This is a genomic window from Mesorhizobium sp. M0587 (assembly GCF_040320945.1).
Taxonomy (GTDB): Bacteria; Pseudomonadota; Alphaproteobacteria; order Rhizobiales; family Rhizobiaceae; genus Mesorhizobium.
The window spans coordinates 1-26,882 of sequence record NZ_JAMYQP010000061.1; the positions used below are offsets into that span (position 1 = coordinate 1).

Annotated in this window: 22 protein-coding genes and 3 pseudogenes; 13 read left to right on the forward strand and 12 right to left on the reverse strand. The window is 64.7% G+C overall.

Features of this window, described 5'->3' with window-relative positions; genetic code table 11:
* Window positions 1-192: 192 nt before the first annotated feature.
* From NKI49_RS31145 to NKI49_RS31160, 4 genes are all read right to left on the reverse strand, one after another.
* The gene (locus tag NKI49_RS31145) at window positions 193-1,740 is read right to left on the reverse strand and encodes a DegQ family serine endoprotease (protein ID WP_352607625.1); all 1,548 of its coding nucleotides are present in this window, start codon (window positions 1,738-1,740) and stop codon (window positions 193-195) included.
* A gap of 196 nt (window positions 1,741-1,936) precedes the next feature.
* Window positions 1,937-2,656 carry an MBL fold metallo-hydrolase gene (locus NKI49_RS31150; RefSeq protein WP_352607627.1) on the reverse strand — a complete coding sequence of 240 codons (720 nt, stop codon included), beginning with the start codon at window positions 2,654-2,656 and terminating at the stop codon, window positions 1,937-1,939.
* A 19-nt stretch (window positions 2,657-2,675) separates the two neighbouring features.
* Window positions 2,676-3,842 (reverse strand): 6-phosphofructokinase, encoded by a 1,167-nt coding sequence (locus NKI49_RS31155; protein ID WP_352607629.1) that lies wholly within the window; start codon window positions 3,840-3,842, stop codon window positions 2,676-2,678.
* Between the two features lie 86 nt (window positions 3,843-3,928).
* Window positions 3,929-4,696: a L,D-transpeptidase gene (locus NKI49_RS31160; RefSeq protein ID WP_352607631.1), complete on the reverse strand. Its 768-nt coding sequence runs from the start codon at window positions 4,694-4,696 to the stop codon at window positions 3,929-3,931.
* Between the two features lie 221 nt (window positions 4,697-4,917).
* On the opposite strand from NKI49_RS31160, the gene NKI49_RS31165 reads away from it, so the two are divergent.
* Window positions 4,918-5,541 carry a LysE family translocator gene (locus NKI49_RS31165; RefSeq protein ID WP_352607633.1) on the forward strand — a complete coding sequence of 208 codons (624 nt, stop codon included), beginning with the start codon at window positions 4,918-4,920 and terminating at the stop codon, window positions 5,539-5,541.
* Between the two features lie 46 nt (window positions 5,542-5,587).
* Here NKI49_RS31165 and NKI49_RS31170 read toward each other — a convergent pair.
* Window positions 5,588-5,874 (reverse strand): annotated as a pseudogene (locus tag NKI49_RS31170) (autotransporter family protein); the annotation flags it as partial.
* Between the two features lie 66 nt (window positions 5,875-5,940).
* On the opposite strand from NKI49_RS31170, the gene NKI49_RS31175 reads away from it, so the two are divergent.
* Together NKI49_RS31175 and xylB are read left to right on the forward strand one after the other, a co-directional pair.
* On the forward strand, window positions 5,941-7,266 hold the full coding sequence (locus NKI49_RS31175) for a tetratricopeptide repeat protein (protein ID WP_352695875.1): 1,326 nt from the start codon (window positions 5,941-5,943) through the stop codon (window positions 7,264-7,266).
* An 81-nt stretch (window positions 7,267-7,347) separates the two neighbouring features.
* Window positions 7,348-8,802: a xylulokinase gene (gene xylB / locus NKI49_RS31180; protein WP_352607664.1), complete on the forward strand. Its 1,455-nt coding sequence runs from the start codon at window positions 7,348-7,350 to the stop codon at window positions 8,800-8,802.
* 197 nt (window positions 8,803-8,999) lie between these two features.
* Here the strand turns inward: xylB and NKI49_RS31185 are convergent, their stop codons facing one another.
* Entirely contained in the window at window positions 9,000-9,362 is a 363-nt protein-coding gene (locus tag NKI49_RS31185; protein WP_352607637.1) for a nuclear transport factor 2 family protein, read from the reverse strand.
* Window positions 9,363-9,474: 112 nt separating this feature from the next.
* Between NKI49_RS31185 and xylA the strand changes: the two genes are divergently transcribed.
* Together xylA and NKI49_RS31195 are read left to right on the forward strand one after the other, a co-directional pair.
* On the forward strand, window positions 9,475-10,800 hold the full coding sequence (xylA, locus tag NKI49_RS31190) for a xylose isomerase (RefSeq protein ID WP_352607639.1): 1,326 nt from the start codon (window positions 9,475-9,477) through the stop codon (window positions 10,798-10,800).
* A gap of 319 nt (window positions 10,801-11,119) precedes the next feature.
* Window positions 11,120-11,329 (forward strand): hypothetical protein, encoded by a 210-nt coding sequence (locus tag NKI49_RS31195; RefSeq protein WP_352607641.1) that lies wholly within the window; start codon window positions 11,120-11,122, stop codon window positions 11,327-11,329.
* Between the two features lie 53 nt (window positions 11,330-11,382).
* On the opposite strand, the gene NKI49_RS31200 is transcribed toward NKI49_RS31195, so the two are convergent.
* Window positions 11,383-12,363: a GlxA family transcriptional regulator gene (locus tag NKI49_RS31200; RefSeq protein ID WP_352607643.1), complete on the reverse strand. Its 981-nt coding sequence runs from the start codon at window positions 12,361-12,363 to the stop codon at window positions 11,383-11,385.
* 77 nt (window positions 12,364-12,440) lie between these two features.
* Between NKI49_RS31200 and bcoG the strand changes: the two genes are divergently transcribed.
* From bcoG to NKI49_RS31235, 7 genes and pseudogenes are all read left to right on the forward strand, one after another.
* Window positions 12,441-13,358 (forward strand): 3-dehydrocarnitine:acetyl-CoA trimethylamine transferase BcoG, encoded by a 918-nt coding sequence (bcoG, locus tag NKI49_RS31205; protein WP_352607645.1) that lies wholly within the window; start codon window positions 12,441-12,443, stop codon window positions 13,356-13,358.
* A 21-nt stretch (window positions 13,359-13,379) separates the two neighbouring features.
* Window positions 13,380-13,484, forward strand: a pseudogene (locus tag NKI49_RS31210) (peptidase); the annotation flags it as partial.
* A 47-nt stretch (window positions 13,485-13,531) separates the two neighbouring features.
* Window positions 13,532-14,626 carry a carnitine 3-dehydrogenase gene (locus NKI49_RS31215; RefSeq protein WP_352607647.1) on the forward strand — a complete coding sequence of 365 codons (1,095 nt, stop codon included), beginning with the start codon at window positions 13,532-13,534 and terminating at the stop codon, window positions 14,624-14,626.
* A gap of 4 nt (window positions 14,627-14,630) precedes the next feature.
* Complete coding sequence (locus NKI49_RS31220) at window positions 14,631-15,794, forward strand: acyl-CoA dehydrogenase family protein (protein WP_140583042.1); 1,164 nt, start codon at window positions 14,631-14,633, stop codon at window positions 15,792-15,794.
* Window positions 15,795-15,797: 3 nt separating this feature from the next.
* Entirely contained in the window at window positions 15,798-17,876 is a 2,079-nt protein-coding gene (locus NKI49_RS31225; RefSeq protein ID WP_352607649.1) for an acetate--CoA ligase family protein, read from the forward strand.
* Window positions 17,869-18,651, forward strand: a complete 783-nt coding sequence (locus NKI49_RS31230; RefSeq protein ID WP_352607651.1) for a carnitinyl-CoA dehydratase — start codon at window positions 17,869-17,871, stop codon at window positions 18,649-18,651. The genes NKI49_RS31225 and NKI49_RS31230 overlap by 8 nt, the downstream gene beginning before the upstream one ends.
* A 210-nt stretch (window positions 18,652-18,861) precedes the next feature.
* Complete coding sequence (locus tag NKI49_RS31235; protein WP_352607653.1) at window positions 18,862-19,800, forward strand: alpha/beta hydrolase; 939 nt, start codon at window positions 18,862-18,864, stop codon at window positions 19,798-19,800.
* Between the two features lie 28 nt (window positions 19,801-19,828).
* Here the strand turns inward: NKI49_RS31235 and NKI49_RS31240 are convergent, their stop codons facing one another.
* The 3 genes from NKI49_RS31240 to NKI49_RS31250 all read right to left on the reverse strand — a co-directional run bounded on the left by NKI49_RS31240 (window position 19,829) and on the right by NKI49_RS31250 (window position 23,547).
* Window positions 19,829-21,487, reverse strand: a complete 1,659-nt coding sequence (locus NKI49_RS31240; protein WP_352607655.1) for an FAD-binding dehydrogenase — start codon at window positions 21,485-21,487, stop codon at window positions 19,829-19,831.
* Window positions 21,488-21,561: 74 nt separating this feature from the next.
* Window positions 21,562-22,548 carry a Gfo/Idh/MocA family protein gene (locus NKI49_RS31245; protein WP_027023942.1) on the reverse strand — a complete coding sequence of 329 codons (987 nt, stop codon included), beginning with the start codon at window positions 22,546-22,548 and terminating at the stop codon, window positions 21,562-21,564.
* Between the two features lie 108 nt (window positions 22,549-22,656).
* The gene (locus NKI49_RS31250; RefSeq protein ID WP_027023941.1) at window positions 22,657-23,547 is read right to left on the reverse strand and encodes a LysR family transcriptional regulator; all 891 of its coding nucleotides are present in this window, start codon (window positions 23,545-23,547) and stop codon (window positions 22,657-22,659) included.
* 96 nt (window positions 23,548-23,643) lie between these two features.
* On the opposite strand from NKI49_RS31250, the gene NKI49_RS31255 reads away from it, so the two are divergent.
* Complete coding sequence (locus NKI49_RS31255; protein ID WP_352607658.1) at window positions 23,644-24,639, forward strand: aldo/keto reductase; 996 nt, start codon at window positions 23,644-23,646, stop codon at window positions 24,637-24,639.
* A 269-nt stretch (window positions 24,640-24,908) separates the two neighbouring features.
* Here NKI49_RS31255 and NKI49_RS31260 read toward each other — a convergent pair whose 3' ends face one another.
* Window positions 24,909-25,511, reverse strand: coding sequence for a nucleotidyltransferase family protein (locus NKI49_RS31260; protein WP_352607660.1), 603 nt, complete (start codon window positions 25,509-25,511; stop codon window positions 24,909-24,911).
* 39 nt (window positions 25,512-25,550) lie between these two features.
* Window positions 25,551-26,765: pseudogene (locus NKI49_RS31265) on the reverse strand (phenylalanine--tRNA ligase subunit beta); the annotation flags it as partial.
* Window positions 26,766-26,882: the final 117 nt, after the last annotated feature.

A 26,882-nucleotide genomic window follows, 5' to 3' on the forward strand; every position in this document is an offset into this window, starting at 1 on the left:
TGTTTGCATCGGGGAATACCTCTGCTCAAGGTAAGTCTTTGTCGCAGAAGCATTTTCCTTGATTCGGAGCCCCGATGCACTTCAACTGTGTGAGATATCCGGGCTAGACTGTCGCCATTTGATCGCATGGAATGGCAGGTGCGTCATCGACAGGCCTGCCACACCGCCAGCACTCACGCCGGCAAATACGTCTCAGCCATTGGCGAACGGCACGGCAACATAGATCTGAGCGTCGCCTCGCTCCACCAGGAGCAGCACGGAATGGCGGCCCGATTTGCCGGCCTGCGCAATCGCCTGGGTCACTTGCCTGGCGCTCTTCACCGGAGCCTGGTTGACGGCGACGATGATATCGCCGGGCTGTATGCCGGCGGCAGCCGCCGGTCTATCGGGATTGACGCTGGCGACCACCGCGCCATGCTCGTTGTCGGCGAGGTTCATCTGCTGGCGAATTTCGGGCGTGATGTCCATCAGGCCAAGGCCGAGCGCCGGCAGGCGCGCGCCCTGCCCGGCACTCGGCGCGCTGGAATCGCCGGTCGACGCCGTCTTGGCCTCGTCGCTGTTGCGCCCGACATCGACGGAAATCCGCATGGTCTTGCCCTTGCGCCAGACATCCAGTGTTTCCCTGGCGCCCGGCGCGACGTCGGCGACGGCCCGGGACAGGTCCTTGGGGTCCTTCACGTCCTGTCCGGCGAAGCTGGTGATGACATCGCCGCTCTCGATGCCGGCGTTTGCCGCGGGCGAGCCGTCATTGACCTGTGAAACCAGGGCGCCGCCGGCGTGATCGAGCCCGATGGCGCTTGCCACGTCAGGCGTCACCGGCTGGATCTGGACGCCCAGATAGCCATACTGGATGGAACCGCCCTTCATCAGCTTGGCGACCACTTTCTGCGCCTGGTCGGACGGGATGGCGAAGCCGACGCCGACACTGCCGCCGTTGGGCGAAAAGATCGCCGTGTTGATGCCGACGACGTTGCCGTTCACATCCACCAGCGGACCGCCGGAATTGCCACGGTTGATCGGTGCGTCGATCTGGATGAAATCGTCGAACGGCCCGCTGTGCAGATCGCGGCCGCGTGCCGAAACGATGCCTGCGGTGACCGTCGTGCCGATGCCGAACGGATTGCCGATCGCCAGCACCTGGTCGCCGGTCATCAGCCTGTCGGAATCGCCCCACTTGATGGTCGCCAAGGACTTGCCGGGCTTGACCTTGAGCACGGCGAGATCGTTCTTGGCATCGTGGCCGACGAGCTTGGCCGGAAGCTCGGTGCCGTCGTCGAGCGTCACTTTGATCGAAGAGGCGCCATCGACGACGTGGTTGTTGGTGACGATGGTGCCATCGGCACTGACGATGAAGCCGGAGCCCAAGGCCTCGCTCCGCGGCGCCTGGCGCTGCGGCGGCGTCCTGGGCATGGGTGTTCCCTGATCACCGAAGAACTGGCGGAAATAGTCGTCCAAGGGTGAATCGCCATCGAAAGGCGACGCCCCGCCCATCGCTTCCGGCTGTGCCTTGGTGACCGTAGTGACGGTCACCACCGCCGGTTTGGCCATCGCCACGATCGGTGCAAACGAACCGTTCGGGGCCTTTATCCCGGCAATAGGGGTCTGGGTCGTCGCAGCGGCGTTGCTCGTGCCGATGCTGCTTGCGTTCTGCGCCAACGAGACGACGGCGGGAGAGATGATCAGTGCAGCGCCCAGCAGGGCTGCGACGCGATGCCTGCGAAGAATGCTTAGGGGTGACATGGTCGTTCTGTCCGGGCGAGAGTTGATCCGGCGCCGCGGGGTTCCTGGAGAAGCTCCCGTCGGCGTGCCGGCGACCGGGATCGCCTGTCTCGCCGTACATGACGGCCGGCCGCGTCGACAACCAGCTATCTAGGTTTTGGATCGGCCTGGATTAGGGTTTTGGGCCGACCTTACGAAGATTTAATTCAGGACGCGCTTACGGACCCGCTCGCCGGCGTATGTAAGCCGAGGCGATCTCGCGCATGCGCTTGCCGTCGAAACTTGGGCCGTGGCCGCCATGGCCGATGCGGATAGGCAGGTCGAGCAGGCGCTGCATGGTGCTGACATAGGCGGCTTGGTCGGAGTCCGGCAGGTCGTCGATCAGTCGGTCGTCGTAGATGGCATCGCCGCTGAAGAACAGGCCGTCGGTTTCGTCGAACAGCGCGATCGAATCCGGCGAGTGACCGGGCAGATGCAGCACGCGGAATTGCCGGTCGCCGAGATCGACCAAATCGCCCTCGCCGAGGATACGTGTCAACGGTGCCGAGGGGATTTTGTAGTCGGCGGCTTTCCAGCCATGTTCCGGCAGTTTCGAAACGGCGCCTTCGAGGTTGCGGAACATGTAGGCGTACGTCGCGGGCTCGTCCATGCTCTCGAACTGGGCGGCACTCATCCTTGGCCCCGCCCGTAGCGGGAATTCGTGTAGCGAACCGACGTGGTCGAGATGGATATGGGTGGCGACGACCAGCAGCGGCTTGCCCTCGGGCGTCTCGATCTCCGGCGCCAGCGGACAGATGCCCATACCGGTATCGACCAAAAGGTCCGCGTCGCGTCCGCGCAGGTGCCAGATGTTGGCGCGCACATACTCATGCACGAACGGCTCGGTGAGCATCGTCGTCTTGTCGTCGACGATGCTCCTGCTGAACCAGCCCGGCATCAAGTGTGAGCCTGGGGCATCAGACGAACGGCTTCCCGACCTTGTATTTTTCGGGCACCAGCCGCTTGAGGTAGGCCATGCCGGCATCGGACAGCTGGTTGACGTCGGGCTTCATGAAAGTGTCAGGCATATGGCGGGTCTTGCCGGCGACGTTCTTCAACGGCACCTTCTTCAGCACCGTTTTGGTGCCGTCATATTGCAATGCCACCGAGCCGCCGCCTTGTTCGGCAACGGTGACGGCGAAGGCGCCGGCATCGAAAGCCTCCTGCGCATCGACCGCGCTGATGGCGCCGACATAGCCGCGCGGCATATAGCCAAGCGCATCGACGCGGGCCCGCTTGCCCGGCAGGCCTTCGGCCAATGCGCGCTCAAGCGCGGCCGGCAGATCGCTGCCGGACAATTTGACGTTGCCATGCGCGTCGCGCTCGAGCTTGTCCGGTGGCACCAGGCTTTCGACCAGCGCCTTGCCGTCGGCGGTGCTGACACCTTCCGACACGGCAACAATGCAGCGCTTGTGGCGGTCGAGCGTAGCGCGCACGTCTTCTATGAAGCCGGCGGCCGAGAACGGCCGCTCCGGCACGTAGACCAGGTGCGGACCGCTGTCGGGGTCGAGTTGCCAGGCGGCCGAGGCGGCGGTCAGGAATCCTGCGTGCCGGCCCATGACGATGCCGACATAGATGCCGGGCAGCGCGCGAAAATCGAGATCGACGGAGAGGAATGCGCCGGCGACGAACTCGGCAGCCGACATGAAGCCCGGCGTGTGGTCGTTTTCCTCGAGATCATTGTCGATGGTTTTCGGTGCATGGACGAAAGCGATCTTGCCGCCGGCGGCGTCGGTCAGGATCTGCTGCGTGCCCGACGTGTCGTTGCCACCGATGTAGATGAAGGCATCGGCGCCAGCCTTTTTCAGGCCGTTGAGAATCACGTCGCAATAGGCGGCGTCCGGCTTGTCGCGCGTCGAGCCAAGGGCGGCGCTTGGTGTCCCGGCGATCAGCCGCAGCCGGTCCTCCGATATGGCGGAGAGGTCGACATAATTGCCGTCACGAATGCCGCGCACGCCATGCAGCGAACCCAGCACCTTGGCGCCGGGATGCTGCTTGCGGATCTCCAGCGTCGCCCCGACAACCGTCTGGTTGATGACGGCGGTCGGGCCGCCGCCCTGCGCGATGACGAAAGTTCCGGCCATTCCTGATCTCTCCCGAGGCGATGGTTTCAGGGCACCTTCGCCTGTCTTTCGCTATCGCGCAACGGGAGAGTGGAGCGGGTGATGGATCAGACGACCACCACCGGGTTTTTCTTCGAAACGCGGCTGTAGAGGTCGATGATATCCTGGTTGATCAGGCGCACGCAGCCCGACGACATCGCCTGGCCGATGCTCGCCCATTCGGGCGAGCCATGGATGCGGTAGCCAGTGTCCTTGCCGTCCTGGTAGATGTAGAGCGCACGCGCGCCGAGCGGATTGGTGAGGCCGCCGGGCTGACCGCCCTGCCACTTCACCAGCTCCGGCTTGCGGGTGATCATCTCGGGCGGCGGCGTCCAGGTCGGCCACTCCCTGCCGTACTGGATGTTGGCGCGGCCGGACCAGCGGAAGCCGTCCTTGCCGACGCCGACGCCATAGCGGATGGCATCGCCACCCGGCTGGACGAGGTAGAGCATGCGCTCTTGCAGGTGGACGACGATGGTGCCGGGCGCTTCGCCCGTCGTGTCGACCACGATCTGGCGGCGGAATTCCGGCTTGACCTTGAGGTAAGGCACTTCGGGCACGTTGAAGCCGCCATCGGTCAAGGCGGCGTACATCAAGTCGGGACTGGTGATGTTTTTGTCGACGCTGATACTCGGGCGGATCGGCCGCACCGAGCCGGTAACCGTGTCGTCAAGCTGCAGCATCGACAGGCCACCGCCGGAAGTCGAGCAGCCGGCGGCGCTGAGCAGCGCCAGCGCGCCCGCCCCGGACAGTATGGCACGGCGGGAGAAGTGATGATCGGTTTCGATTGCGTCGCCGTTTCGCGGCGGCGTCAGACCTTGCGGCAACCCACGCATGTACCCAAACCCTACGCTGTCGGCGGGAAGCACGGTCCGGCCGGATAGCAGGCATTTTCACCATTCATGGTTGATAAAGCGTAAAGGCCTTGGCCGATGTCGTGATTCGCTAAACGGCGCGAACGGATGCCGGCCTGCCGTTGGCGCGATTGAAATCGTGGCCTTTACATTCTCCCGGGCCTAAGGATTTATCCTCTTCTTTGAGCTCAAGGGAGACGAGCATGTCCTTCGAAAACTGGGCCGCCTTCGCCGCCGCATCGACGATCCTTCTCGTCATTCCGGGGCCGACTATTCTTCTGGTGGTGTCCTATGCGCTGGGCCAGGGCTGGCGCACCGCCCTGCCGATGGCGGTCGGCGTGGCGCTGGGAGACTTCACCGCGATGACGATGTCGATGCTCGGCATCGGCGCGCTGCTGGCGGCTTCGGCGACTGTCTTCACGATCCTGAAGCTGATCGGCGCCGGCTATCTGATCTATCTCGGCGTGAAACTGTTCCGCGCCGGCGGCGCGCTGAAAGCCGAACCGCGCACCGACGCAGTATCGTCGGCCAAGATGATGGCGCATGCCTGGCTGGTCACCGCGCTCAACCCGAAGAGCATCACTTTCTTCGTCGCCTTCCTGCCGCAGTTCCTCGACCGGCACGCCGATTTCTGGACGCAGATGCTGATCTTCGAGACGACCTTCCTGGCGCTCGCCTTCGCCAATGCCTTCGGCTACGCGCTGATCGCGGCACGCGCCCGCAACGTCGTTCGCAACCCCAAGGCGATCCGCATCTTCAACCGAACCGGCGGCACGCTGCTGGTCGGCGCCGGCATCGCCACGGTGGCGATGCGTTCCAGCAATTGAGTTCGGGCTCGCTCCTCGCGCAGCGCCGACTCTGGCGGCATCGCTTGTCGCCGCCGAGGTCGACCGAACCACAGATGATGCCGCCGCCACTCCAGACGAAATTGTCGCCAAAGCTCATCGGCACATCGCCGCCGACCGTGCCGCCGGCAACCGTCACGCTGTCATTGCCGCCGCTGACGCTGATATTGCCGCCGATAGTGCCGCCCGAGAGGATGATCGTGTCCTTGTCGAAGCGGTGACGAGGTCGCGGCCGATGGTGCCGGCGGACATGTTGAAATAATTCTCATCGAGCTTCATGTTAACGCGGCCGATGCGGCCGCCGGTCATCACCGCACGGCTTTAAGATCGCTTCGGACCTAGGTTCGAAGGATCGCTCACGGGTCGATCAGGGGACGTTGCATGGCAGTCAATGATGCATTCGGCCTGGCGTTTTCGGGCGCGAGCGATGCGGGGTTCACGCCCTACAGCCAGGCGGTGCGTGAGCTGCAGTGCTTCATCGGCGATCCTGTCGGCTCGGTCGACAGGGCCATCGCCGAGAACCCCGGTTTCGTCATGGCGCATGTCTTCAAGGGCTATCTCTTTGGGCTCGCTACCGAACGAGAGGCGACGGCCGTGGCCAAGGCATGTTACGAAGCGGCGCTGCCGCTTGCCGCGACGAGGCGCGAAGAGGCGCATGTCTCTGCCCTTGGCCATCTCGCCGGCGGGCGCTGGCATGAGGCCGCCCGCATCCTCGAAGACGTCGCCATCGATTTCCCGCTCGATGCGGTGGCGCTGCAGATCGGGCACCAGATCGATTTCTTCACCGGCAATGCCCGCATGCTGCGCGACCGCATCGCCCGCGCCTTGCCGTCCTGGCAGGACGGCATGCCAGGCTACCACGCCGTGCTCGGCATGCAGGCCTTCGGGCTGGAGGAAATGGGAGACTACGCCCGTGCCGAAACGCTTGGCCGCGCGGCGATCGAGATCGAGCCGCGCGACGGCTGGGCGCAACATGCCGTGGCGCATGTGATGGAGATGCAAAGCCGGCAAAGGGATGGCATCGCCTGGATGCGCGCCAACCCCGAGGCGTGGACGACGGAGAGTTTCCTCAAGGTGCACAATTGGTGGCATCTGGCGCTATTTCACTATGACCTCGGCGAGACCGACGAGGTGCTGGCACTTTATGACGGGCCGATCTACGGCACGCGATCGACGCTGGCGCTCAACATGGTCGATGCTTCGGCGATCTTGTGGCGGCTCCATCTCGGCGGCGTCGATGCAGGCGATCGCTGGGCAGCGCTTGCCGCCAACTGGACGCCCAAGGCCGGCGCCGGCAATTATGCTTTCAACGACGCTCACGCGATGATGGCCTTCGTTGGTGCCGGGCTCGACGCCCCGGCCCGGACCTTGCTCGACGCGCAGCGGGAGGCCATGCGCGGCGACGACGACAACGCGGCTTTCACCCGGGATGTAGGCCATCCCCTTACGCTCGCCATCCAGGCATTCGGCGACAGGGATTATAGCCGGACGGTGCGCCTGATCAGGCCGATTCGGGCGATCGCCCATCGCTTCGGCGGCAGCCATGCACAACGCGACATCATCGACCTGACACTGATCGAAGCGGCCTTGCGGGCGGGTGATGGCGCGCTGGCAAGAGCGCTCACGGCAGAGCGTTCGATGGCGCGGCCTGACAGTCCACTGTCGGCGCTGCTTTCACGGCGTGCGGCCGATTTGTCAGAGAATTGACCCGAAGCGGATCTTGCCTTAAAACCTGGCCAAGCCAGATTTTTTCGAGATCCGAAAAAATTAATGGCAAGGGAGGAAATCATGTATCTCGGCCTCGACCTGGGCACGTCGGGTATCAAGGCGCTGCTGATCGATGCGGGACAGTCCGTCATCGGTTCCGGCCATGCGTCGCTCGACGTATCGCGTCCGCACCCCGGCTGGTCGGAACAGGATCCGGCTCAATGGATACGCGCCTGCGACGAAGCAATTGCCGAATTGAGGGCTTCCCATCCAGGGCAACTCGCGGCGGTGAAAGGCATCGGCCTGTCCGGCCACATGCACGGTGCAACCTTGCTCGATTCGGCCGACAAGGTGCTGCGCCCCTGCATCCTGTGGAACGATACGCGCAGTCATGTCGAGGCAGCGGCGCTCGATGCCGATCCTCGCTTCCGCGAACTCACTGGCAACATCGTCTTTCCTGGCTTCACCGCGCCGAAGCTTGCCTGGGTCAAGAACAACGAGCCCGCTGCCTTCGCCGGGGTAGCGAAGGTGCTGCTGCCCAAGGACTTCCTGCGGCTCTGGCTGACCGGGGAGCATATTTCGGAAATGTCGGATTCGGCCGGCACGGCCTGGCTCGATGTCGGCAAGCGTCGCTGGTCGTCCGAATTGCTGGCAGCGACGTCGCTCGACGAAAGACAGATGCCGTCGCTGGTCGAAGGCACCGACAGAGCTGGCGCCCTGCGCGCCGAACTGGCTTCGAAATGGGGCATGCAGGCGGGCATCCCGATTGCCGGTGGCGCCGGTGACAATGCCGCTTCGGCCTGCGGCATGGGCACGGTGGGCGCGGGCCACGCCTTCGTCTCGCTCGGCACGTCGGGCGTGCTCTTTGCCGCGAACGCGTCCTACCTGCCGAACCCGGCAAGTGCCGTCCATACCTTCTGCCACGCGCTTCCGAACACCTGGCACCAGATGGGCGTCATCCTGTCGGCGACGGATTCGCTGAACTGGCTGTCGGAAATCACGGGCAAGGGCGCGGGCGAACTGACCGCCGAACTCGGCGACACGCTGAAGGCGCCGGGCGGCGTGTCCTTCCTGCCCTATCTCTCGGGTGAACGCACGCCGCACAATGATTCGGCCATTCGCGGCGCGTTCACCGGCCTTGGTCATGAGTCGAGCCGCGCCGTACTGACCCAGGCCGTGCTCGACGGTGTCGCCTTTGCCTTTCGCGACAGTCTCGAAGCGTTGAGGATAGCGGGCACCACATTGACGCGCGTAACGGCAATCGGCGGCGGCTCGCGCTCGCGCTATTGGCTGAAAGCCATTGCCACCGCGCTTGGCCTGCCGGTCGACATTCCCGCCGACGGCGATTTCGGCGCCGCCTTCGGCGCCGCCAGGCTTGGCCTGATTGCCGCGACGGGCGCCGATCCGCTCAATGTCTGCAAGGCGCCGAGGACGGATGCCACGATCGAACCCGATGCCGCACTTGGCGGCGCTTACGCGGATGCGTATCAGCGCTATCGGGCGCTGTATCCGGCGATCAGGGCGGCAACGGCGTGAGTAGGCGCGCGGCGCCCCCCTCTGCCCTGCCGGGCATCTCCCCCTCTAGGGGGGAGATCAAGCTCTTTTTCGGCCTTCGCCAATCGCCAGCGCTGCAAGTCGGGAGCCGACGTAAGAGCTGCCAATCTCCCCCCTTGAGGGGGAGATGGCCGGCAGGCCAGAGGGGGGCGCCTCACGCCCGCCTTACCCAGAAATCCTCACTGCGCCGGCACCTTGTCCAAAAAACCCGTGACGCTCTTCAGGCGGCCATTCTCGATGATGCCGATATCTGTGCCTTCGATGACGGAAGGCGTGCCCTCGGGGCCGAGATTCCAGGAGAAGCGGATCTTGTCGGCAAAGCCGTCCGGCGTGCCCTTCAGCGAGAAGCGGAAGCCGGCAAAGCGCTGCTGGACGCCGTCGATGAGCGCGGCGACGCCGTCATGGCCGTCGCCCTGCATGAGCGGATCGCGGTAGCTGACATCTTCGGTGAAGGTCGCCTTGAGCAACTCGGCGCGGCGCTTCGCGTCGCCTTCGTTCCAGGCGGTGATGTAGTTTTGGGCGATCGTGTTGAGGTCGGTCATGGTCTGTCTCCTTTGTCGGGTGGCTGTGACATGAGCTTTTTCGGCGGACGCAAGAGCGAAACCAATTACGCCTGAGGTAATCGGGGCGGATTAATCGAGAGGAAGAGAACCAATGAGCAGCGGATTTTTCGGCGACATCCAGAAGATCAAGTATGAGGGACCGGATTCGACCAATCCGCTGGCCTACCGGTTCTACAATCCCGACGAGGTGGTGGCCGGCAAGCGGCTGGAGGACCATCTGCGCTTTGCCGTCGCCTATTGGCATTCCTTCGCCTGGCCGGGCGGCGATCCGTTCGGTGGCCAGACCTTCGACCGCCCTTGGTTCCCCAAGGCCGGCGGCATCGACACGATGGAACTGGCCAAGCTCAAGGCCGATGTCGCCTTCGAGATGTTCTCGCTGCTCGGCGCACCCTATTTCTGCTTCCACGACGCCGATGTGCGGCCCGAGGGCAAGGATTTTTCCGAGAGTGCGGCGCGGCTGGACGAAATCGCCGATTATTTTGCGGGCAAGATGAAGCAGACCGGCGTCAAGCTTCTTTGGGGCACGGCGAACCTGTTCTCCAATCGCCGCTTCATGTCCGGTGCGGCAACCAATCCCGACCCGGATGTCTTTGCCTACGCGGCGGCGACGGTGAAAAGCTGCCTCGATGTCACCAAGCGGCTGAAGGGCGAGAACTATGTGCTGTGGGGCGGACGCGAGGGTTACGAGACGCTGCTCAACACCGATCTTGCGCGCGAGCAGGAGCAGGCCGGGCGGTTCCTCAGTCTCGTCGTCGACTACAAGCACAAGATAGGTTTCAAGGGCACGATCCTGATCGAGCCGAAGCCGCAGGAGCCGACAAAGCATCAGTACGACTACGACGTCGCGACGGTCTACGGCTTCCTCAAGCGCTTCGGGCTGGAGAAGGAGGTCAAGCTCAACATCGAGCAGGGCCACGCCATCCTCGCCGGCCACTCCTTCGAGCACGAGCTGGCGCTCGCCAATGCGCTAGGCGTCTTTGGCTCGATCGACATGAACCGCAACGACTACCAGTCCGGCTGGGACACCGACCAGTTCCCCAACAATGTGCCGGAGATGGCGCTGGCCTATTACCAGGTGCTGCAAGCGGGCGGCTTCAAGACCGGCGGCACCAATTTCGACGCCAAGCTGCGCCGTCAGTCGCTCGATCCGCAGGATCTGCTGATCGGCCACGTCGGCGGCATGGATTCCTGCGCGCGCGGCCTCAAGGCCGCCGCTCGCATGGTCGAGGACAAGGCGCTGTCGGGCCCGCTGGCCGAGCGTTATGCCGGCTGGAACAGCGCCGAGGCCAAGGCGATGCTGTCGGGCAAGCGCTCGCTGGAAGACATCGCCGAGCGGGTGGTGAAGAAGAAGATCGAGCCGCAGCCGCGCTCCGGCCGCCAGGAACTGCTCGAAAACATCGTCAACAGGTACGTTTGAAATAGGCATGCCTAGAGATGGCTAGTCACGTCACGTTCGCGCCGCCCCTCATCCGCCTGCCCGTCCTCCGCAGCAGCTGCGCTGCAGCTGCGGAGGGTGGACCGGCACCTTCTCCCCGTTAGGGACGGGGAGAAGGGGGGCCTGAGTGCGTGCCTTGCCAGCGGCGACGCCCTGGAACGGCTTTGCGCGCGCCCATATTCGACGACAAGGTTTTGCCCTTTGACGCCCCTCAATCGCCTCGCTCTTGCCTTCAAACTGCCGTCACGAATCTCGTATAAGAATGGCTCGTGGCGGGAGAGGAAGAAGGAGGCGAACCGATATGCAGAACGAACGTGAAATCGACGCCCTGCTCTCACCTGGCGAGGCCGGATCGATCATCGACCGGTTGATGGAATTGCCGCATCCGAAAGATGGTGCACGCCGCTCGAACGAGTGGGATCGTGCCGTTGCCAGCCGTTTCGAAACCCACCTGGCAAAGCAGATGCGCTCGCAGATCGATAGCGGCAGCGACCGTCAGAACGCTGCCTGATCGATCTTTGTTTATGCGTCCCAAAACCGCTTCACGCTTTTGGGCGACAAGCGCTACCCGCGTCGCAGCCTGACCGGCGCTTCACCGAATGCCCGTGAAAAAGCCCTCGAAAATGCCGCGGCGGACGAAAATCCGGTCCGCCCGGCAATATCGGCCATCGCCACTCTGGTGTCGACCACCAGCCGGCGCGCCGCACCCAGGCGCAGCCTGAGATAATAGGCGCCCGGCGTCTCGCCGATCGACTTGCGAAAGATGCTCTCCAGGGTTCGCGCGGTCACGCCGGCGCGCTTTGCCACGGCTTCTATGGTCAGCGGCTGGTCGACATGCGCCTCCATCAATCGGATCGCCTGCGCCAGACGCGGGTCGTAGCCGTCGAGCCGGCCGAGCGAGACCAGCGGCTGCGCATCGGTGGAGGCGCGTGCCTGGTCGTAGATGAAGACGCTGGCGACATCGAGCGCGACAGCCATGCCGAGCCGCGTGCGGATCAGATGCAGCATCAGGTCGAATGTCGGCGAGGCGCCGCCTGACGTGAAGACCGGGCCGTCGATGACATAGCGGTCGGGCCGCACGTCGACGCCGGGAAAGGCCGTGGAAAACTCCTCCATGTCCTCCCAGTGGGTGGTGGCGCTGCGCCCTTCCAGCAGGCCAGCGCGCGCCACCAGCCAGGTGCCGGCCTCGACGCCGCCACAGGCGCGCGCCGTCCGCGCCGCCCGGCGCAGGCCGGACAGCAGGGCCGACGTCGCATAGTTCTGGGTGCCGAAGCCGGCGACGACGACAAGCATGTCGGTCTGCTCGGCCGCGTCGAAGCGGCCGCTGACCGCCACCGGCAGGCCGCATGTGGTGACCGGGGCCTCGCCGGTGACGGAGACCAGCTTGAAATCGAACAGGGTCTCGCCGGAGATACGGTTGGCGGCACGCAGCGGGTCGACGGCTGAGGCCACGCACATGATGGACGAGCCGGAAAACACCAGCAGCGTGACCTTGAGCGGCGAGCGCTCGGCACGAAAGATCGGCGGTTTTTCGCTTTTAGTCATGGAAGCTTCGTAAAACGCAAAACAGTTTCCGGCAAGTCAGGCATTCTTGGCCTATTGTCCGATTGGGAGGATTTTCCATGCCGCTCGCGATGAACCGTGAGGTTTTCATTACCTGTGCCGTAACCGGGTCCGGCGGTTCGCAGGACCGCAGCCCGCATGTGCCGCGCTCGCCCAAGCAGATCGCCGATTCGGCGATCGATGCGGCCAAGGCCGGTGCCGCCATCGTCCATTGCCATGTCCGCGACCCCGACACCGGCAAACCGCGACGCGACGTGCATCTCTACCGCGAGGTGACGGAGCGCATCCGCGCGGCGGACGTCGACGTCATCCTGAACCTGACCGCCGGCATGGGCGGCGACATGGTGTTCGGATCGCCCGAGGCGCCGCTGCCGCTCAACGAGAAAGGCACCGACATGGGCGGCGCCACCAACCGCATGGAGCATGTGCGCCAGTGCCTGCCGGAAATTTGCACGCTCGATTGCGGCACCATGAATTTCGCCGAGGCGGATTATGTCATGACCAACACGCCCGGCATGCTGCGCGCCATGGGCGGCATGATGACGGCGCTCGGCGTCAAGCCGGAGATCGAAGCCTTCGACACCGGCCATCTCTGGTTCGCCAAGCAGCTGGTCGAGGAAAAGGTGCTCAATCCCGATGCGCTGGTGCAGCTCTGCATGGGCGTGCCGTGGGGAGCGCCTGACGACCTCAACACTTTCATGGCCATGGTCAACAACGTCCCGTCGACCTGGAACTGGTCGGCCTTCGCCATCGGCCGCAACCAGATGGCCTATGTCGCCGCCGCGGTGCTGGCCGGCGGCAATGTTCGCGTCGGGCTGGAAGACAATCTGTGGCTCGACAAGGGCGTGCTGGCGACCAATGCGCAGCTGGTCGAACGTGCGGCCAGTATCGTCACCAATCTCGGCGCCCGAATCCTCGGCCCGGAGGAGGTGCGCAAGAAGCTGAACCTGACCAAGCGGGCGCCGATAGCGGCATAAATTATTCGCTGGGAGGCCGGCGTGACTACCGTAAAATTCACCGCGATGAAGGATGGCGACCGGGAAGACTACGAGTTCCTGACCGCGCACGAGATCGACTATGCCGCCAGGACCGGCGAGCGCGTGCCTCTCATCGATCCAGAAACAGCCAGGACAAGAACCGGAGCCTCCGCATGAGCATCATCAACAAGGCGGCCGCCATCGGCGGCGGCGTCATCGGCGCCGGCTGGGTGGCGCGCCTGCTGCTGAACGGCATCGATGTGTCGATCTTCGACCCCGACCCCGAGGCGTCGCGCAAGGTCGGCGAGGTGATGAAGGGCGCGCGCCGCGCCTATAAGCAGATGGTGCCCGGCGGCCTGCCGAAAGAGGGCAGGCTGACCTTCGCCAAGACCATAGCCGAGGCGGTCGCGGATGCCGACTTCATCCAGGAAAGCGTGCCGGAACGGCTCGACCTCAAGCACCGCGTGCTGGCCGAGATCGACACCCACGCGCCCGCCAACGCCATCGTCGGCTCGTCGACATCAGGCATCAAGCCGAGCGACATGCAGGTGGCGATGAAGAAGCACCCCGAGCGGCTGGTCGTCGCCCATCCGTTCAACCCGGTCTATCTCTTGCCGCTGGTCGAGATCGTCGGCGGCGACCAGACCTTTCCCGAGGCGATCGAGGTGGCCAAGGAGATCTACGCCTCGATCGGCATGAAGCCTGTCGTCATCCGCAAGGAGATCGAGGCTTTCGTCGGCGACCGCCTGCTCGAAGCAGCGTGGCGCGAGGCGCTGTGGCTGATCAAGGACGGCATCTGCACCGTCGAGGAGCTCGACGACATCATGCGCTATGGCTTCGGCCTGCGCTGGGCGCAGATGGGCATGTTCCAGGTCTATCGCGTCGCCGGCGGCGAGGCCGGCATGCGCCACTTCATGGCCCAGTTCGGTCCGTGCCTGAAATGGCCATGGACCAAGCTCATGGATGTCCCGGAATTCAACGACGAGTTGGTCGACCTGATCGCCACTCAGTCGGACGACCAGGCCCACGGCCTGTCGATCCGCGAACTGGAAAAGATCCGCGACGACAATCTGGTCGCGATCATGGACGCGCTGTCCAAGCAGAACAAAGGCAAGGGCTGGGGTGCCGGCGCCCTGCACAAGGACTATACGAAGCAGTTGGCCAAGCTGGCGGCGAAAAAGCCTACCGCTTCCAAGGCGGCCGAAAAAGCCAAGGCATTGAAGCCGGTGAAGAAGGCCGAAAAACCGAAGAAAAAGAAGAAAGGCTGAGACCATGGATTTCGGTCTGTCGGAGGAACAGAAGCTTATCGTCGAGACGACGCGCGCGTTCGTCGAGAACGAGCTTTACCCGCATGAGCGTGAGGTGGAACGCACCGGGGTGCTGCGCCGCGAACTGATCGAGGAGTTGAAGGCCAAGGCGATAGAAGCCGGGCTGTATGCCGCCAACATGCCGGCGGACGTCGGCGGTGCCGGCCTCGATACGGTGACCTGGCTGCTCTACGAGAAGGAACTCGGCCGCGCCAACTACGCCTTGCACTGGACCTGCGTCGCGCGTCCCTCCAACATTCTGCTGGCCGGCACGCCTGAGCAGCGCGAAAAGTACCTGTTTCCCTGCATCCGCGGCGAGAAATGGGATTGCCTGGCGATGACCGAGCCGGGCGCCGGTTCGGACCTGCGCGGCATGAAGGCGACCGCTGTGCAGGACGGCGACGACTGGGTGCTGAACGGCACCAAGCATTTCATCAGCCACGCCGATCTCGCCGACTTCGCCATCGTCTTCATGGCCTCGGGCGAAGAGGATTCGCCGCGTGGCAAACGCAAGAAGATCACCGCCTTCTTCGTCGACAAGGGCACCAAGGGATTCACGGTGCGCGACGGCTATCGCAACGTCTCGCATCGCGGCTACACCAACGCCATTCTCGAATTCGACGATTGCCGCCTGCCGGCGAGCCAAGTCTTGGGCGAGGTGCACAAGGGTTTCGACGTCGCCAATTCGTGGCTCGGCGCCACCCGCCTGCAGGTCGGCGCCACCTGTCTCGGCCGGGCCGAGCGGGCGCTTGGCCATGCGGTGGAATATGCCGCGCAACGCCAGCAGTTCGGCCAGCAGATCGGCAAGTTCCAGGGCGTCTCGTTCAAGCTCGCCGACATGGCGACTGAATTGAAGGCCGCCGACCTGATGGTGTTCGAAGCCGGCTGGAAGTACGATCAGGGCACCGTCACCGACCAGGATATGGCCATGGCCAAGCTGAAGGCCACCGAAATGCTCGCCTTCGTCGCCGACGAGGCGATCCAGATCCACGGCGGCATGGGGTTGATGGACGACCTGCCGCTGGAGCGCATCTGGCGCGATGCCCGCGTCGAGCGCATTTGGGAAGGCACGTCGGAAATCCAGCGCCACATCATTTCGCGGGCGCTGCTGCGCCCGTTCGGGGCTTGATCGATGCACAAGCTTGAACGTCTTCTCCGCCCCAGATCGATCGCCGTCTTCGGTGGCGCGCAGGCCGCCGCGGTCGTGGCGCAATCGATCAAGATGGGCTTTGCCGGCGAGATCTGGCCGGTGCATCCGAGCAAGGACGAGGTCGCCGGGCGCAAGGCCTATCGTTCGGTCGCCGACCTGCCCGGCGCGCCAGACGCCGCCTTTGTCGGTGTCAACCGGCACCTGACCATCGAAGTGATCAAGGCCCTGGCCGAACGCGGCGCCGGCGGCGCGGTCTGCTTTGCCGCGGGGTTTCTCGAAACCGAGGCCTACGACGCCGATGGCGAGCGGCTGCAGGCCGAGCTGGTGGCGGCGGCGGGCCAGATGCCGATCATCGGCCCGAACTGCTATGGCCTGATCAACTATGCCGACGGCGCGCTTTTGTGGCCCGACCAGCATGGCGGCATAAGGCTGGCCGAGGGCGGCAAGGGCGTCGCGATCATCACGCAGTCGTCCAACATCGCCATCAACATGACGATGCAGAAGCGCGGCCTGCCGATCGCCTTCCTGATGACCGCCGGCAATCAGGCACAGACCGGCCTGTCCGAAATGGCGCTCGGCCTGATCGAGGACGAGCGGGTCACGTCGCTCGGCCTGCATATCGAGGCTTTCGATTCGGTAGCCGGCTTCGAACGGCTGGCGGCACGGGCGCGCGAGTTGAAGAAGCCGATCATCGCCATGAAGGTCGGTCGCTCCGAACAGGCGCGGCAGGCGACCGTCTCGCACACCGCCTCGCTCGCCGGCTCGGACGCAGCGTCGGGCGCTTTCCTGAAGCGGCTTGGTATTGCGCGCGTCGATTCCATCCCCGCCTTCATCGAAGTGCTGAAGCTGCTGCACATCACCGGTCCGCTGCCCGGCTATCGCCTGTCGTCGATGAGTTGTTCGGGCGGCGAGGCCTCCGTCATGGCCGACAGCGCCGAAGGCCGCTGGGTCAATTTCCCGGTCCTGACCGACCAGCATCGCGCCCATGTCAAGTCGACGCTCGGGCCGCTGGTGGCGGTCGCCAACCCGCTCGACTATCACACCTTCATCTGGAACAACGAGCCGGCGATGACCGCCACCTTCACAGCCATGGTGTCCGGCGGCTTCGATTTGAACATGCTGGTGCTCGACTTTCCGCGTCCCGACCGCTGCTCAGTCACCGACTGGTGGGCGACGCTGCGCGCCTTCGAATCGGCGCTGAAGACCAACAAGGCGCATGGCGCGATCGTCTCCTCGCTGCCGGAGAACCTGCCGGAAGAATACACAGCCGAGCTGATGGCGCGGGGCATGGTGCCGTTGTTCGGCATTTCCGAAGCCATGGACGCCGCGCAAGCGGCAGCCTTCATCGGCTGGGCGTGGCATGAGCCGCAGGCGCAGCCGATCGACACGTCCGCCTCCGGCGCGCCAGGCGGCGATCACATCACGCCAGATGAAGCCGAGGCGAAGGCACGGCTGATCGGGGCCGGGCTTCCAGTGCCGAAGGGCGAACGCGCCGGCAATTCCGTCGAGGCGGTGATCTCGTCGATGGCGCTCGGCTTCCCGGTGGCGTTGAAGGCGTTGGGCGTCACCCACAAATCCGAGGTCGGGGCAGTAAGACTCAATCTCAAGGATGCCGAATCGGTCAGCACGGCGGCGCATGATTTGCTGCCGCTCGGCACCGGGCTTTATGTCGAGCGCATGGTGCGCGACGGCGTCGCCGAACTGATCGTCGGCTTCACCCGCGATCCGATGTTCGGAGCGGTCATGACGCTGGGCACCGGCGGCGTGCTGGTCGAACTGCTGCGCGACAGCGTCACGCTGATGCTGCCGGCGACGCGCGACGACATCGAGGCGGCATTGCGCGGGCTGAAACTCTATCCGCTGCTCGAAGGCTATCGCGGCCGGCCAAAAGCCGATGTCGTTGCGGCCATCGACGCCATCTCCGGCATTGCCGCTTTCGTCCAGCAGAATGCCGGCGAGATCGAGGAACTGGATATCAACCCGCTGATCGTCTGCGCGGAAGGCAAGGGTGCCTGGATCGCCGACGCGCTGCTGGTGCTGGGAGGTAAGAAGAATGTGTGACGTCATTTCGACCCGCCGCGAGGGCACCATTCTCGAGGTTACGCTCGACCGGCCCAAGGCCAATGCCATCGACCTCAAGACATCGCGGCTTATGGGCGAAACCTTCAAGGCGTTCCGGGACGATCCCGCCTTGCGCGTCGCCATCGTCAGGACCGCCGGCGACAAGTTCTTCTGCGCCGGCTGGGACCTGAAGGCTGCTGCCGGCGGCGATGCGGTCGACGGCGATTACGGCGTCGGCGGCTTTGCCGGCTTGCAGGAGCTGCGCGATCTCAACAAGCCTGTCATCGCTTGCGTCAATGGCATGGCGGTCGGCGGCGGCTTCGAACTGGCGCTGTCCTGCGACCTCATCTACGCCTCGGACCATTCCTCCTTCGCGTTGCCCGAAATCCGAGCCGGCACCCTGGCCGATGCGGCGACCATCAAGCTGCCGAAACGCATCCCCTATCATGTCGCGATGGACCTTCTGCTCACCGGCCGCTGGATGGATGTCGCCGAGGCGCACCGCTGGGGCCTCGTCAACGAAGTGCTGCCGAAGGAGCAACTCGAGGACCGTGTCTGGGAGATCGCCAGGCTTTTGGCCAGCGGCCCGCCGCTGGTCTTCGCCGCGATCAAGGAGACGGCGCGCGTGGCCGAAGCGCTGACCTTCCAGGACGCGATGAACAGAGTGACGCGCCGCCAGTTGCCGACGGTCGATGCGCTGTATGGCTCCGAGGACAATATGGAAGGATTCCGCGCGTTTGCGGAAAAGCGCGACCCGGTGTGGAAGGGAAGATAGAGGAATGCCGGGGATAACGGCGCGAGGCGCCCCCCTCTGCCCTGCCGGGCATCTCCCCCTCCAGGGGGGAGATCGGCAGTTTCAGGCTCGGCGCTCCTCCTGCAACGTAGAAGGTTGGCGAAAGCTGTCGCGACAACCAATCTCCCCCCTTGAGGGGGAGATGGCCGGCAGGCCAGAGGGGGGCGCCTGGGCTCGCCCTTCACAGTCGGTATGACCGACTACGGCAAACTCATCGACGCCGAGACCCGGACCTTCATCGAGCGGACCAATTCCTATTACCCGCCGGATACGATCGACTACACGATTGCCGAGCAGCGCGAGATCTATGACCGCATGTGCCGGGAGTTCTTTGCCGGCTATCCCGAGGGGGTGACAGCGGAGACCACCGCTATTGCCGGGCCGGCGTGCGATATCCCGATCCGCATCTACCGAGGCGCGCCGCGAGCAGCGGTGACGGTGCTCTATGTCCATGGCGGCGGTTTCATGCTCGGCGGGCTCGACAGCCACGACGACGTCTGCGCCGAGCTTTGCGCCCGCACCGGCTACGAAGTGATCTCGGTCGATTACCGGCTGGCGCCGGAGCACCTGCATCCGGCCGCCTTCGACGACGTGATGAGCGCCTTCGACTGGGCTGCCGCCAATCGCAAACACCCCATTCTGCTGTGCGGCGACAGCGCCGGCGGCAATCTTGCCGCGGCCGTCAGCCATGCGACACGCGGCCATGTGAAAAAACCGATCGGCCAGATACTGATCTATCCCGGTCTTGGCGGCGACTCGTCGCGCGGGTCCTATGTGACACATGCCGAGGCGCCGATGCTGACCATTCGCGATCTCGAATTCTACAAGAACATTCGCACTGGCGGCGTCGACAGCACCGGCGACATCACGCAGTCGCCGCTTGCCGACGCCGATTTCGCCTACCTGCCGCCGACCGTGCTGGTCACGGCGCAATGCGATCCACTTTCGTCCGATGGCGAAGCCTATCGCGACCGCGTCGTAGCGGCAGGCGGGCGTGCCATCTGGCTCGAGGAGAAAGGCCTGGTGCACGGTTATCTCAGGGCCCGGCACTCGGTGGGCCGTGCCCGCGCCAGCTTCACCCGCATCGTCGACGCGGTTGCCGCCCTTGGACAGGGTTCCTGGCACTGGTGAGCGGTCTTATAGTCTCGCGGCTTGACCCTTATTGCACCGAGGCGGCCACCGCCCGGCCGGCACCGCGGCCGGAAAAGATGCAGCCGCCGAGGAACGTGCCTTCCAGCGCCGCATAGCCATGCACGCCGCCGCCGCCGAAACCGGCGGCCTCGCCGACGGCATAGAGTCCCGCGACCGGCCGACCGTCGGCACCCAGCACGCGGCTGTCGAGATCGGTCTGCAGGCCGCCCAGCGTCTTGCGGGTCAGGATGTTGAGGCGCACCGCGATCAGCGGGCCATTTGTCGGGTCGAGCATCTTGTGCGGCTTGGCGGTACGGATCAGCCGGTCGCCGAGATAGGCGCGGGCGCCGCGCAAGGCGGTGATCTGCATGTCCTTGGAGAACGGATTGTCGAGCTGCCGGTCGCGGGCACGGATCTCGCGCTCGACCTGGCCGACGTCCAGCAGCGGTTCGCCGCCGGCCAGTGCGTTCATCCGCGCTACCAGCGTCGGCAGGTCGGCTTCGACGATAAAGTCCTCGCCCTTGTTCATGAACGACTTGACCGGCCCCGGAATGCCGGATGTGGCGCGGCCGAGCACTTGACGCCAGCTCTTTCCCGTCAAGTCCGGGTTCTGTTCGGAGCCCGACAGCGCGAACTCCTTCTGGATGATTTTCCTGGTCAGTATGAACCAGGAATAATCGAAGCCGGTGCTCATGATGTGGCTGAGCGTGCCCAGCGTGTCGAAACCGGGATAGAGTGGCACCGGCAGGCGCTTGCCCCTGGCGTCGAGCCACAGCGATGACGGGCCGGGCAGGATGCGGATCGCATGGTCGGTCCAGATCGGCGCCCAGTTCTTGATGCCCTCGACATAGTGCCACATGCGGTCGCGGTTGATGATCGAGCCGCCGGCCTGTTCGGTGATCGCCAGCATGCGGCCGTCGACATGGTCGGGCACGCCAGTGATCATGCGCTCCGGTGCCGTGCCGAGCCGTTGCGGCCAGTTTTCCCGCACCAGCTGATGATTGCCGCCAATCCCGCCGGAGGCGACGATCACCGCTTGCGCCTTGAGTTCGAAATCGCCGGCGATATCGCGCGCGCTCTTGTGGCCGCGCTCGACGGTGCTCGGCTGCAGGACATCGCCGCGCACGCCGTCGACGGTCGCACCCGTGCGGGTCAACTCGTTGACCCGGTGGCGGAACCTGAAGCTGATCAATCCACGCTTTTCCGCCTCGCGCACGCGCTGCACAAAAGGTTCGAGCACGCCGGGGCCGGTGCCCCAGGTGATGTGGAAGCGCGGCACCGAATTGCCGTGGCCGATGGCGTTGCCGCCACCGCGCTCGGCCCAGCCGACCACCGGAAAGAATTTCAGGCCGCGCTCTAGGAGCCAGGAGCGTTTCTCGCCGGCGGCGAAGCCGACATAGGCTTCCGCCCATTTGCGCGGCCAGTGGTCTTCCGGCCGGTCGAAAGCGGCGGTGCCCATCCAGTCCTCGAGGGCCAGATCGTGCGAATCGCGGATGCGCATGCGCCGCTGCTCCGGCGAATCGACGAGAAAAAGGCCTCCGAACGACCAGAACGCCTGGCCGCCCAGCGATTGCTCGGGTTCCTGGTCGACAATGATGATCTTCTTGCCTGCATCGGCAAGCTCGGCGGCGGCGACCAGCCCGGCAAGGCCGGCGCCGACAATGATAACATCCGCATCGTCAGCCATTTTCCCCTCCCAATTAGCCGGCTAAAGCCACTCCGGGAATAGGCGGTTTCCCGAAATTGGCGTCGACGCAAAAATCAGACGGATTCCCAGCCGTCCTTGCCGCCGGCGCGGAAGATGGCGTCGATGACCTTCTGGTTGAGCACGGATTCCTCCAGCGTGAAGACACGCTCCGTGCCGCCCTGCGCCGCCCGCGCGAAGGTCTCGACCTCCAGCCGGTACTGCTGGGTGCCGGGAAACCGGAATACCTGCGCCTCGGTGTGGTTCTGGTTGTGCAGCTCGACGCGGTGATGATCGTAGAGCCCGGCATTGAAGGGCGAGAAAACTTCGATGAAGCCCTTCTCCCCATGGAAAACCATCACCTGGCGCGCCGCCATTTGCGTCGACAGATAGAAGGACAGTTCGAAGTCGCCGAAATCGGCGCGGATCGAGGAATAGATGTCGGTGCCGAATGTCTTGTCGCGCTCGATCGTCGCCTGCACGCGCAGCGGCTCCCTGCCGGTGGAAAATCGCGTCGACACGGTCGGGTAGACGCCGATGTCGGGCAGCGCGCCGCCGCCGAGATCGAGCTGGTTGCGCATGTTGTTTGGGTCGACATTGTAGTAGGAGAACGCGCCCTGCACATGGCGCAGCCGGCCGATCGCGCCGCTGGCGATGAGGTCGCGCACCTTGATCCATTGCGGGTGGTAGATAACCATGAAGGCTTCGCAGACCAGCACCTTCCTGGCATCGCGCAGCTTGATCAGCGGCGGAATGTCCTTGGCGTCGAGCGCCAGCGGCTTTTCGACCAGCACATGCTTGCCGGCCTCGATTGCCTTGGCCGTCCATTCGACATGCTGCGATGTCGGCAGCGGGATGTAGACGCCGTCGACTTCGTTCGAAGCCAGCAGTTCCTCATAGGAGCCGAAGGCATGGCGCGCGCCGAAGCGCTCCGCCAGCGCCTTGGCCTTGGACGGATCGCGGCTGGCGATCGCCGACAGCACGCCGTTCTGTGCCTCGGCGATCGCCGGCAACAACTGCTCGCGGCCGATCTTGGCCGTCGACAGAACACCCCATCGGAACATCACGCTTCTCCATGTCGACTACAGCTGACGAGGTTGCCCGAAATCGGCCGAAAAGCCAATTGGCAGTTGCCGCGCGACCCTCCTCTTATGTGGAGGGCGATGGCGCACTTATCCGCTCACCTTGAAGAAATCCACGAAAGCCCTGAGCGCCGGCCGCATCTGGCGGCGGCTTGGATAATAGACGAAGAACCCGTCGAACGGCGGGCACCAGTCGTCCAGGACGCGGATCAGCTTGCCGTCGGCAATCGCCTGATTGACATAGCCCTCGAACACGAAGGTCAGGCCGGCGCCGTTTATCGCGGCTTCGACGTTCAGGCGATCCTCACCGACGATCAGCGGTCCGTTGACGGCGATCTCCAGCTCCTCGCCATCCTTCTCGAATTCCCAGCGGTAAAGCACGCCGCTGGAAAATCGGAAGCGGACGCAGCGATGCCCCGCCAGGTCGCGCGGGTGGTTCGGGCGCGGCATGGTCTCGAAATAGGATGGGGCGGCAACCACCGCGCCTCGGATCGGCGGGCCGATCCGCACGGCGATCATGTCGCGCTGCAGGCTCTCGCCGAGCCGCACGCCGGCATCGAAGCCGCCCTCGACCACGTCGGTGAAACGGTCCTCGATGACGATCTCCAGCACGATGTCGGGAAAGGCCTGGGCAAAGGCACCAAGCCGTGGCGCCAGTGTCAGCTGCGCGGCGGTGCGCGGCACGGTGAGCCGCAGATTCCCGGCCGGCCGGTCGCGCGCCTCGATCGCCGTTTCCAGCGCAAGATCGATCTCCGACAGCGCCGGCCGCAAGCGCTCCAGCAATTGTGCGCCTTCGTCGGTCGGGGCTACGCTGCGTGTGCTGCGCGACAGAAGCCGCACGCCAAGCCGTGCTTCCAGGCTGGACACCGCGTGGCTGACCGCCGACGGCGCGATGGCCAGTTCCCTGGCCGCGCCGCGAAAGCTGCCGCATTGGGCGACGGTTGCCAGCACGGCCAGCTGTGAAAGATGTGCGCGGTTCATTGATCTATTTATTGGAACGGCCTGTGCGCAGAAGAGCCGATTATCGAACGAAGTGCAAGGCGCTATCTCTGTCGCATCGCAACAAGGAGACGCGTGATGCAAACCCGCAAACTAGGAACTGAATTGAACGTCTACCCGGTCGGCCTCGGCTGCATGGGCATGAGTTTCGGCTATGGCGGCCAGGCGGAAGCCGATGCGATCGCCACCTTGCACCGCGCCGTCGAGATCGGCGTCAACTTCTTCGACACGGCCGAAGTGTACGGCCCCTACGAGAACGAGATCCTGCTCGGCAAGGCGTTGAAATCCGTGCGCGACAAGGTGACCATCGCGACCAAATTCGGCTTCAAGATCCTGGAGGAAGGCACCGGCACAGACCGCATGGCCGGCGTCGACAGCCGCCCCGAGCACGTCAAGGCCGTTGCCGAGGCTTCGCTGAAGCGGCTGGGCACCGATGTCATCGACCTCTACTACCAGCACCGCGTCGATCCCAACGTGCCGATCGAGGACACGGTCGGCGCCATGGCCGAACTGGTGCGCGAGGGCAAGGTGCGCGCGCTCGGCCTGTCGGAGGCAAGTGCGGCGACCATCCGCCGGGCTCATGCCGTGCACCCCATCGCTGCCGTGCAGAGCGAGTATTCGCTGTGGAGCCGCGATCCGGAGGACGAGGTTTTCGCCGTCTGCCGCGAACTCGGCATCGGTTTTGTCCCTTATAGCCCACTCGGTCGTGGCCTGTTGACGGGTACCATCGCCAAGCCCGAGGCCCTGAGCGACGACGACTGGCGCCGCGGTCTGCCGCGCTTCCAGGCCGACGCCATGGCGGCCAATGCCCAGGTTGTCGCCACTCTGGAGAAGTTGGCGGCGCAAAAGGGCGTAACCTCGGCGCAGCTGGCGCTCGCCTGGGTGTTGCACCAGGGCGATTTTATCGTGCCGATCCCCGGCGCCCGAAAGATCCGCCATCTGGAACAGAACACGGCGGCGGCCGGGGTCGAACTGAGCGCTGCCGAGGTGGCGGCGATTGGTGACGCGCTGTCGCCGGACAAGGTCGTAGGCAAGCGCTACACCGAGGAGTTGCTGGCGCTGGTTAATGGGTGATTGGTGATCGCTGATTGATTGGAAGGGGCGCTGCGGCGCCCCTTTTTGCGAGACACGTGATGCAAATATCGCCAGACGGTGGCGCGAAGCGCCCCCCTCTGTCCTGCCGGACATCTCCCCCTCAAGGGGGAGATCGGCAGTTCCACGGCTGGCGCTTCACTTAACCTCTACGATTGGCGAAAGCCAGAATGACAGCCGATCTCCCCCCTTGAGGGGGAGATGTCCGGCAGGACAGAGGGGGGCGCTTCGCGCCGACATTCCGGCAACGCTTACCAGCGCACCACGCTGATCTCCGGCCAGTTAGCCTCCGCCCGCTTGCCCTTCGCCTCATGCGTCCGCTGATTATCCATCACCCGGTTCGGCGTAATCCGAAACGAAAACATGTCATCGAGGCCAAACGGCGCCACCAACTCCAACTGCCCATCCGCGTCGAAACGCACCCCAACCGCGTGAGTTTTAGAGGCAAAGAAGCTGACGGATTGGCTGGAACTCGTATAGCGCGGACAGGGCTGCCCGAACTTCTGCGGGTACCACAGATGAACCCGCGTCTGGTTGCGGACCTCGACCGGCACCGGCAGCCCTTCGAAATGCTGCGCCGCTCGGCGAATGATGGCGTCCTCGGCGTCATAGGACAGGTCGCTGTCATCGAAATAGAACAGGTCGACATCCTTGACGCCGTAGCCCGACGGCTTTCCTGTCAGGTAGTTCCAGACGCTGTTGTAGAGGGCGCCGGAGACCACCAGCCAGTCCGGTAGCGCGAAAGTGCGGGCGCGCGCCAGCGCTTGGCGCACAAGCGGGTCTGCCGCGATGATGTCGAGAAACGCCGCGCGTTGCTCTTCGAACGGGAGCCCGGAATAGCGGAGATGGTTCATCGCCCATTGGACGGCGATTCGCCATGGCTTCGCAATGCTCTACGTCCTCAGCACGCCACCCGTCTGCTTGCCGACATTCTCGACGATGCGCTTGGCCAGCGCCTCGAAATCCTCGTCGGTCAGCGTCTTTTCGACCGGCTGGATCGACACTTCGATGGCGATCGATTTTTTGTCGGTGCCGAGCGATGTGCCCTCGAAAATGTCGAACACCGAAACGCCTGATATCAGCTTCTTGTCGGCAGCGAGCGCCGCGCGCACCAGCGTGCCGGCCTCGACTCCCTTGTCGACGACGAAAGCAAAGTCGCGCTTCACCGCCTGGAAAGCGGACAGCTCCAGCTTCGGCTTGGTCTTCGTCGGCTTGGCCTTCGGCTCGGACACGCCATCGACGAACACTTCGAAGCCGCACAGCGGCCCGGAGACATCGAGTCCCTCCAGCGTCTTCGGATGGAATTCGCCGAAGGTGCCGAGCACCGTCTTCGGGCCGAGCTTGATCGTGCCGGAACGGCCGGGATGATACCAGGCAGGGCCGCCCGCCTCGATCTGCAGCCGATCGACCGGCGCGCCGCAGGCTTCGAGCGCCGCGATGGCATCGGCCTTGGCGTCGAACACGCCGACCGGACCCGAATTGCCGGCCCAGTTACGGCCCGAACCGTCGAGCTTGGCCGTGCCGCGCCGCACCCCGGCGGCCACGCGCCGCTGCTGGTCGGAGCCGTCGCCCTCGTAAGTGCCCGACACTTCGAACAGCGCGACGTCGCCAATGCCCCTGTCGGCATTGCGCTGGGCAGCGGCGATCAGTCCCGGCAGCAGCGACGGCCGCATGTCGGACATGTCGGCGGCGATCGGATTGGCAAGCTTCAACGCCGTCTGGCCGCCGCCGAACAGTTCGGCGTGTTTGGCCGGGATGAACGACCAGGTGACGGCCTCCATCATGCCGCGCACCGCGAGCGCGCGCTTGGCGGTACGGGTGCGAACCTGCAACGTGGTGAGAATCCTGGCGTTGACCGCGTCATGCGAGCCGAGCGGCTGTGGTGCGATGTTGTCCACGCCGTGGATGCGCATGACCTCTTCGACCAGGTCGGCCTTGCCGTCGACATCGGGGCGCCAGGAGGGCACCGCCACCTTAACGACATCACCCGAACCCTTAGGCTTGAAGCCGAGGCGCGACAGGATATCGAGGCTTTCCGCACGGGGCACTTCGATGCCGGTCAGCCGCTTCACCTCCGACAGCGGGAAGGAAACGATCTTGGGGGCGTGGGGGGGGGGGGGGGGGCGCGCGCCCCGCAGCCGCCCCCGCCCAGCCACACGCGCAGACACAAAAACAGCGAAAGAAGACCACAGCCGCACACAACAAGGTAAAACCGCGAGACCGCC

What these genes read in the sequence shown, in the direction of transcription:
- NKI49_RS31145 (WP_352607625.1), bottom strand. Translation starts at nt 1,740, where the DNA reads ATGTCACCCCTAAGCATTCTTCGCAGGCATCGCGTCGCAGCCCTGCTG.
- NKI49_RS31150 (WP_352607627.1), bottom strand. Translation starts at nt 2,656, where the DNA reads ATGCCGGGCTGGTTCAGCAGGAGCATCGTCGACGACAAGACGACGATG.
- NKI49_RS31155 (WP_352607629.1), bottom strand. Translation starts at nt 3,842, where the DNA reads ATGGCCGGAACTTTCGTCATCGCGCAGGGCGGCGGCCCGACCGCCGTC.
- NKI49_RS31160 (WP_352607631.1), bottom strand. Translation starts at nt 4,696, where the DNA reads ATGCGTGGGTTGCCGCAAGGTCTGACGCCGCCGCGAAACGGCGACGCA.
- NKI49_RS31165 (WP_352607633.1), top strand. Translation starts at nt 4,918, where the DNA reads ATGTCCTTCGAAAACTGGGCCGCCTTCGCCGCCGCATCGACGATCCTT.
- NKI49_RS31175 (WP_352695875.1), top strand. Translation starts at nt 5,941, where the DNA reads ATGGCAGTCAATGATGCATTCGGCCTGGCGTTTTCGGGCGCGAGCGAT.
- xylB (WP_352607664.1), top strand. Translation starts at nt 7,348, where the DNA reads ATGTATCTCGGCCTCGACCTGGGCACGTCGGGTATCAAGGCGCTGCTG.
- NKI49_RS31185 (WP_352607637.1), bottom strand. Translation starts at nt 9,362, where the DNA reads ATGACCGACCTCAACACGATCGCCCAAAACTACATCACCGCCTGGAAC.
- xylA (WP_352607639.1), top strand. Translation starts at nt 9,475, where the DNA reads ATGAGCAGCGGATTTTTCGGCGACATCCAGAAGATCAAGTATGAGGGA.
- NKI49_RS31195 (WP_352607641.1), top strand. Translation starts at nt 11,120, where the DNA reads ATGCAGAACGAACGTGAAATCGACGCCCTGCTCTCACCTGGCGAGGCC.
- NKI49_RS31200 (WP_352607643.1), bottom strand. Translation starts at nt 12,363, where the DNA reads ATGACTAAAAGCGAAAAACCGCCGATCTTTCGTGCCGAGCGCTCGCCG.
- bcoG (WP_352607645.1), top strand. Translation starts at nt 12,441, where the DNA reads ATGCCGCTCGCGATGAACCGTGAGGTTTTCATTACCTGTGCCGTAACC.
- NKI49_RS31215 (WP_352607647.1), top strand. Translation starts at nt 13,532, where the DNA reads ATGAGCATCATCAACAAGGCGGCCGCCATCGGCGGCGGCGTCATCGGC.
- NKI49_RS31220 (WP_140583042.1), top strand. Translation starts at nt 14,631, where the DNA reads ATGGATTTCGGTCTGTCGGAGGAACAGAAGCTTATCGTCGAGACGACG.
- NKI49_RS31225 (WP_352607649.1), top strand. Translation starts at nt 15,798, where the DNA reads ATGCACAAGCTTGAACGTCTTCTCCGCCCCAGATCGATCGCCGTCTTC.
- NKI49_RS31230 (WP_352607651.1), top strand. Translation starts at nt 17,869, where the DNA reads ATGTGTGACGTCATTTCGACCCGCCGCGAGGGCACCATTCTCGAGGTT.
- NKI49_RS31235 (WP_352607653.1), top strand. Translation starts at nt 18,862, where the DNA reads ATGACCGACTACGGCAAACTCATCGACGCCGAGACCCGGACCTTCATC.
- NKI49_RS31240 (WP_352607655.1), bottom strand. Translation starts at nt 21,487, where the DNA reads ATGGCTGACGATGCGGATGTTATCATTGTCGGCGCCGGCCTTGCCGGG.
- NKI49_RS31245 (WP_027023942.1), bottom strand. Translation starts at nt 22,548, where the DNA reads ATGTTCCGATGGGGTGTTCTGTCGACGGCCAAGATCGGCCGCGAGCAG.
- NKI49_RS31250 (WP_027023941.1), bottom strand. Translation starts at nt 23,547, where the DNA reads ATGAACCGCGCACATCTTTCACAGCTGGCCGTGCTGGCAACCGTCGCC.
- NKI49_RS31255 (WP_352607658.1), top strand. Translation starts at nt 23,644, where the DNA reads ATGCAAACCCGCAAACTAGGAACTGAATTGAACGTCTACCCGGTCGGC.
- NKI49_RS31260 (WP_352607660.1), bottom strand. Translation starts at nt 25,511, where the DNA reads ATGAACCATCTCCGCTATTCCGGGCTCCCGTTCGAAGAGCAACGCGCG.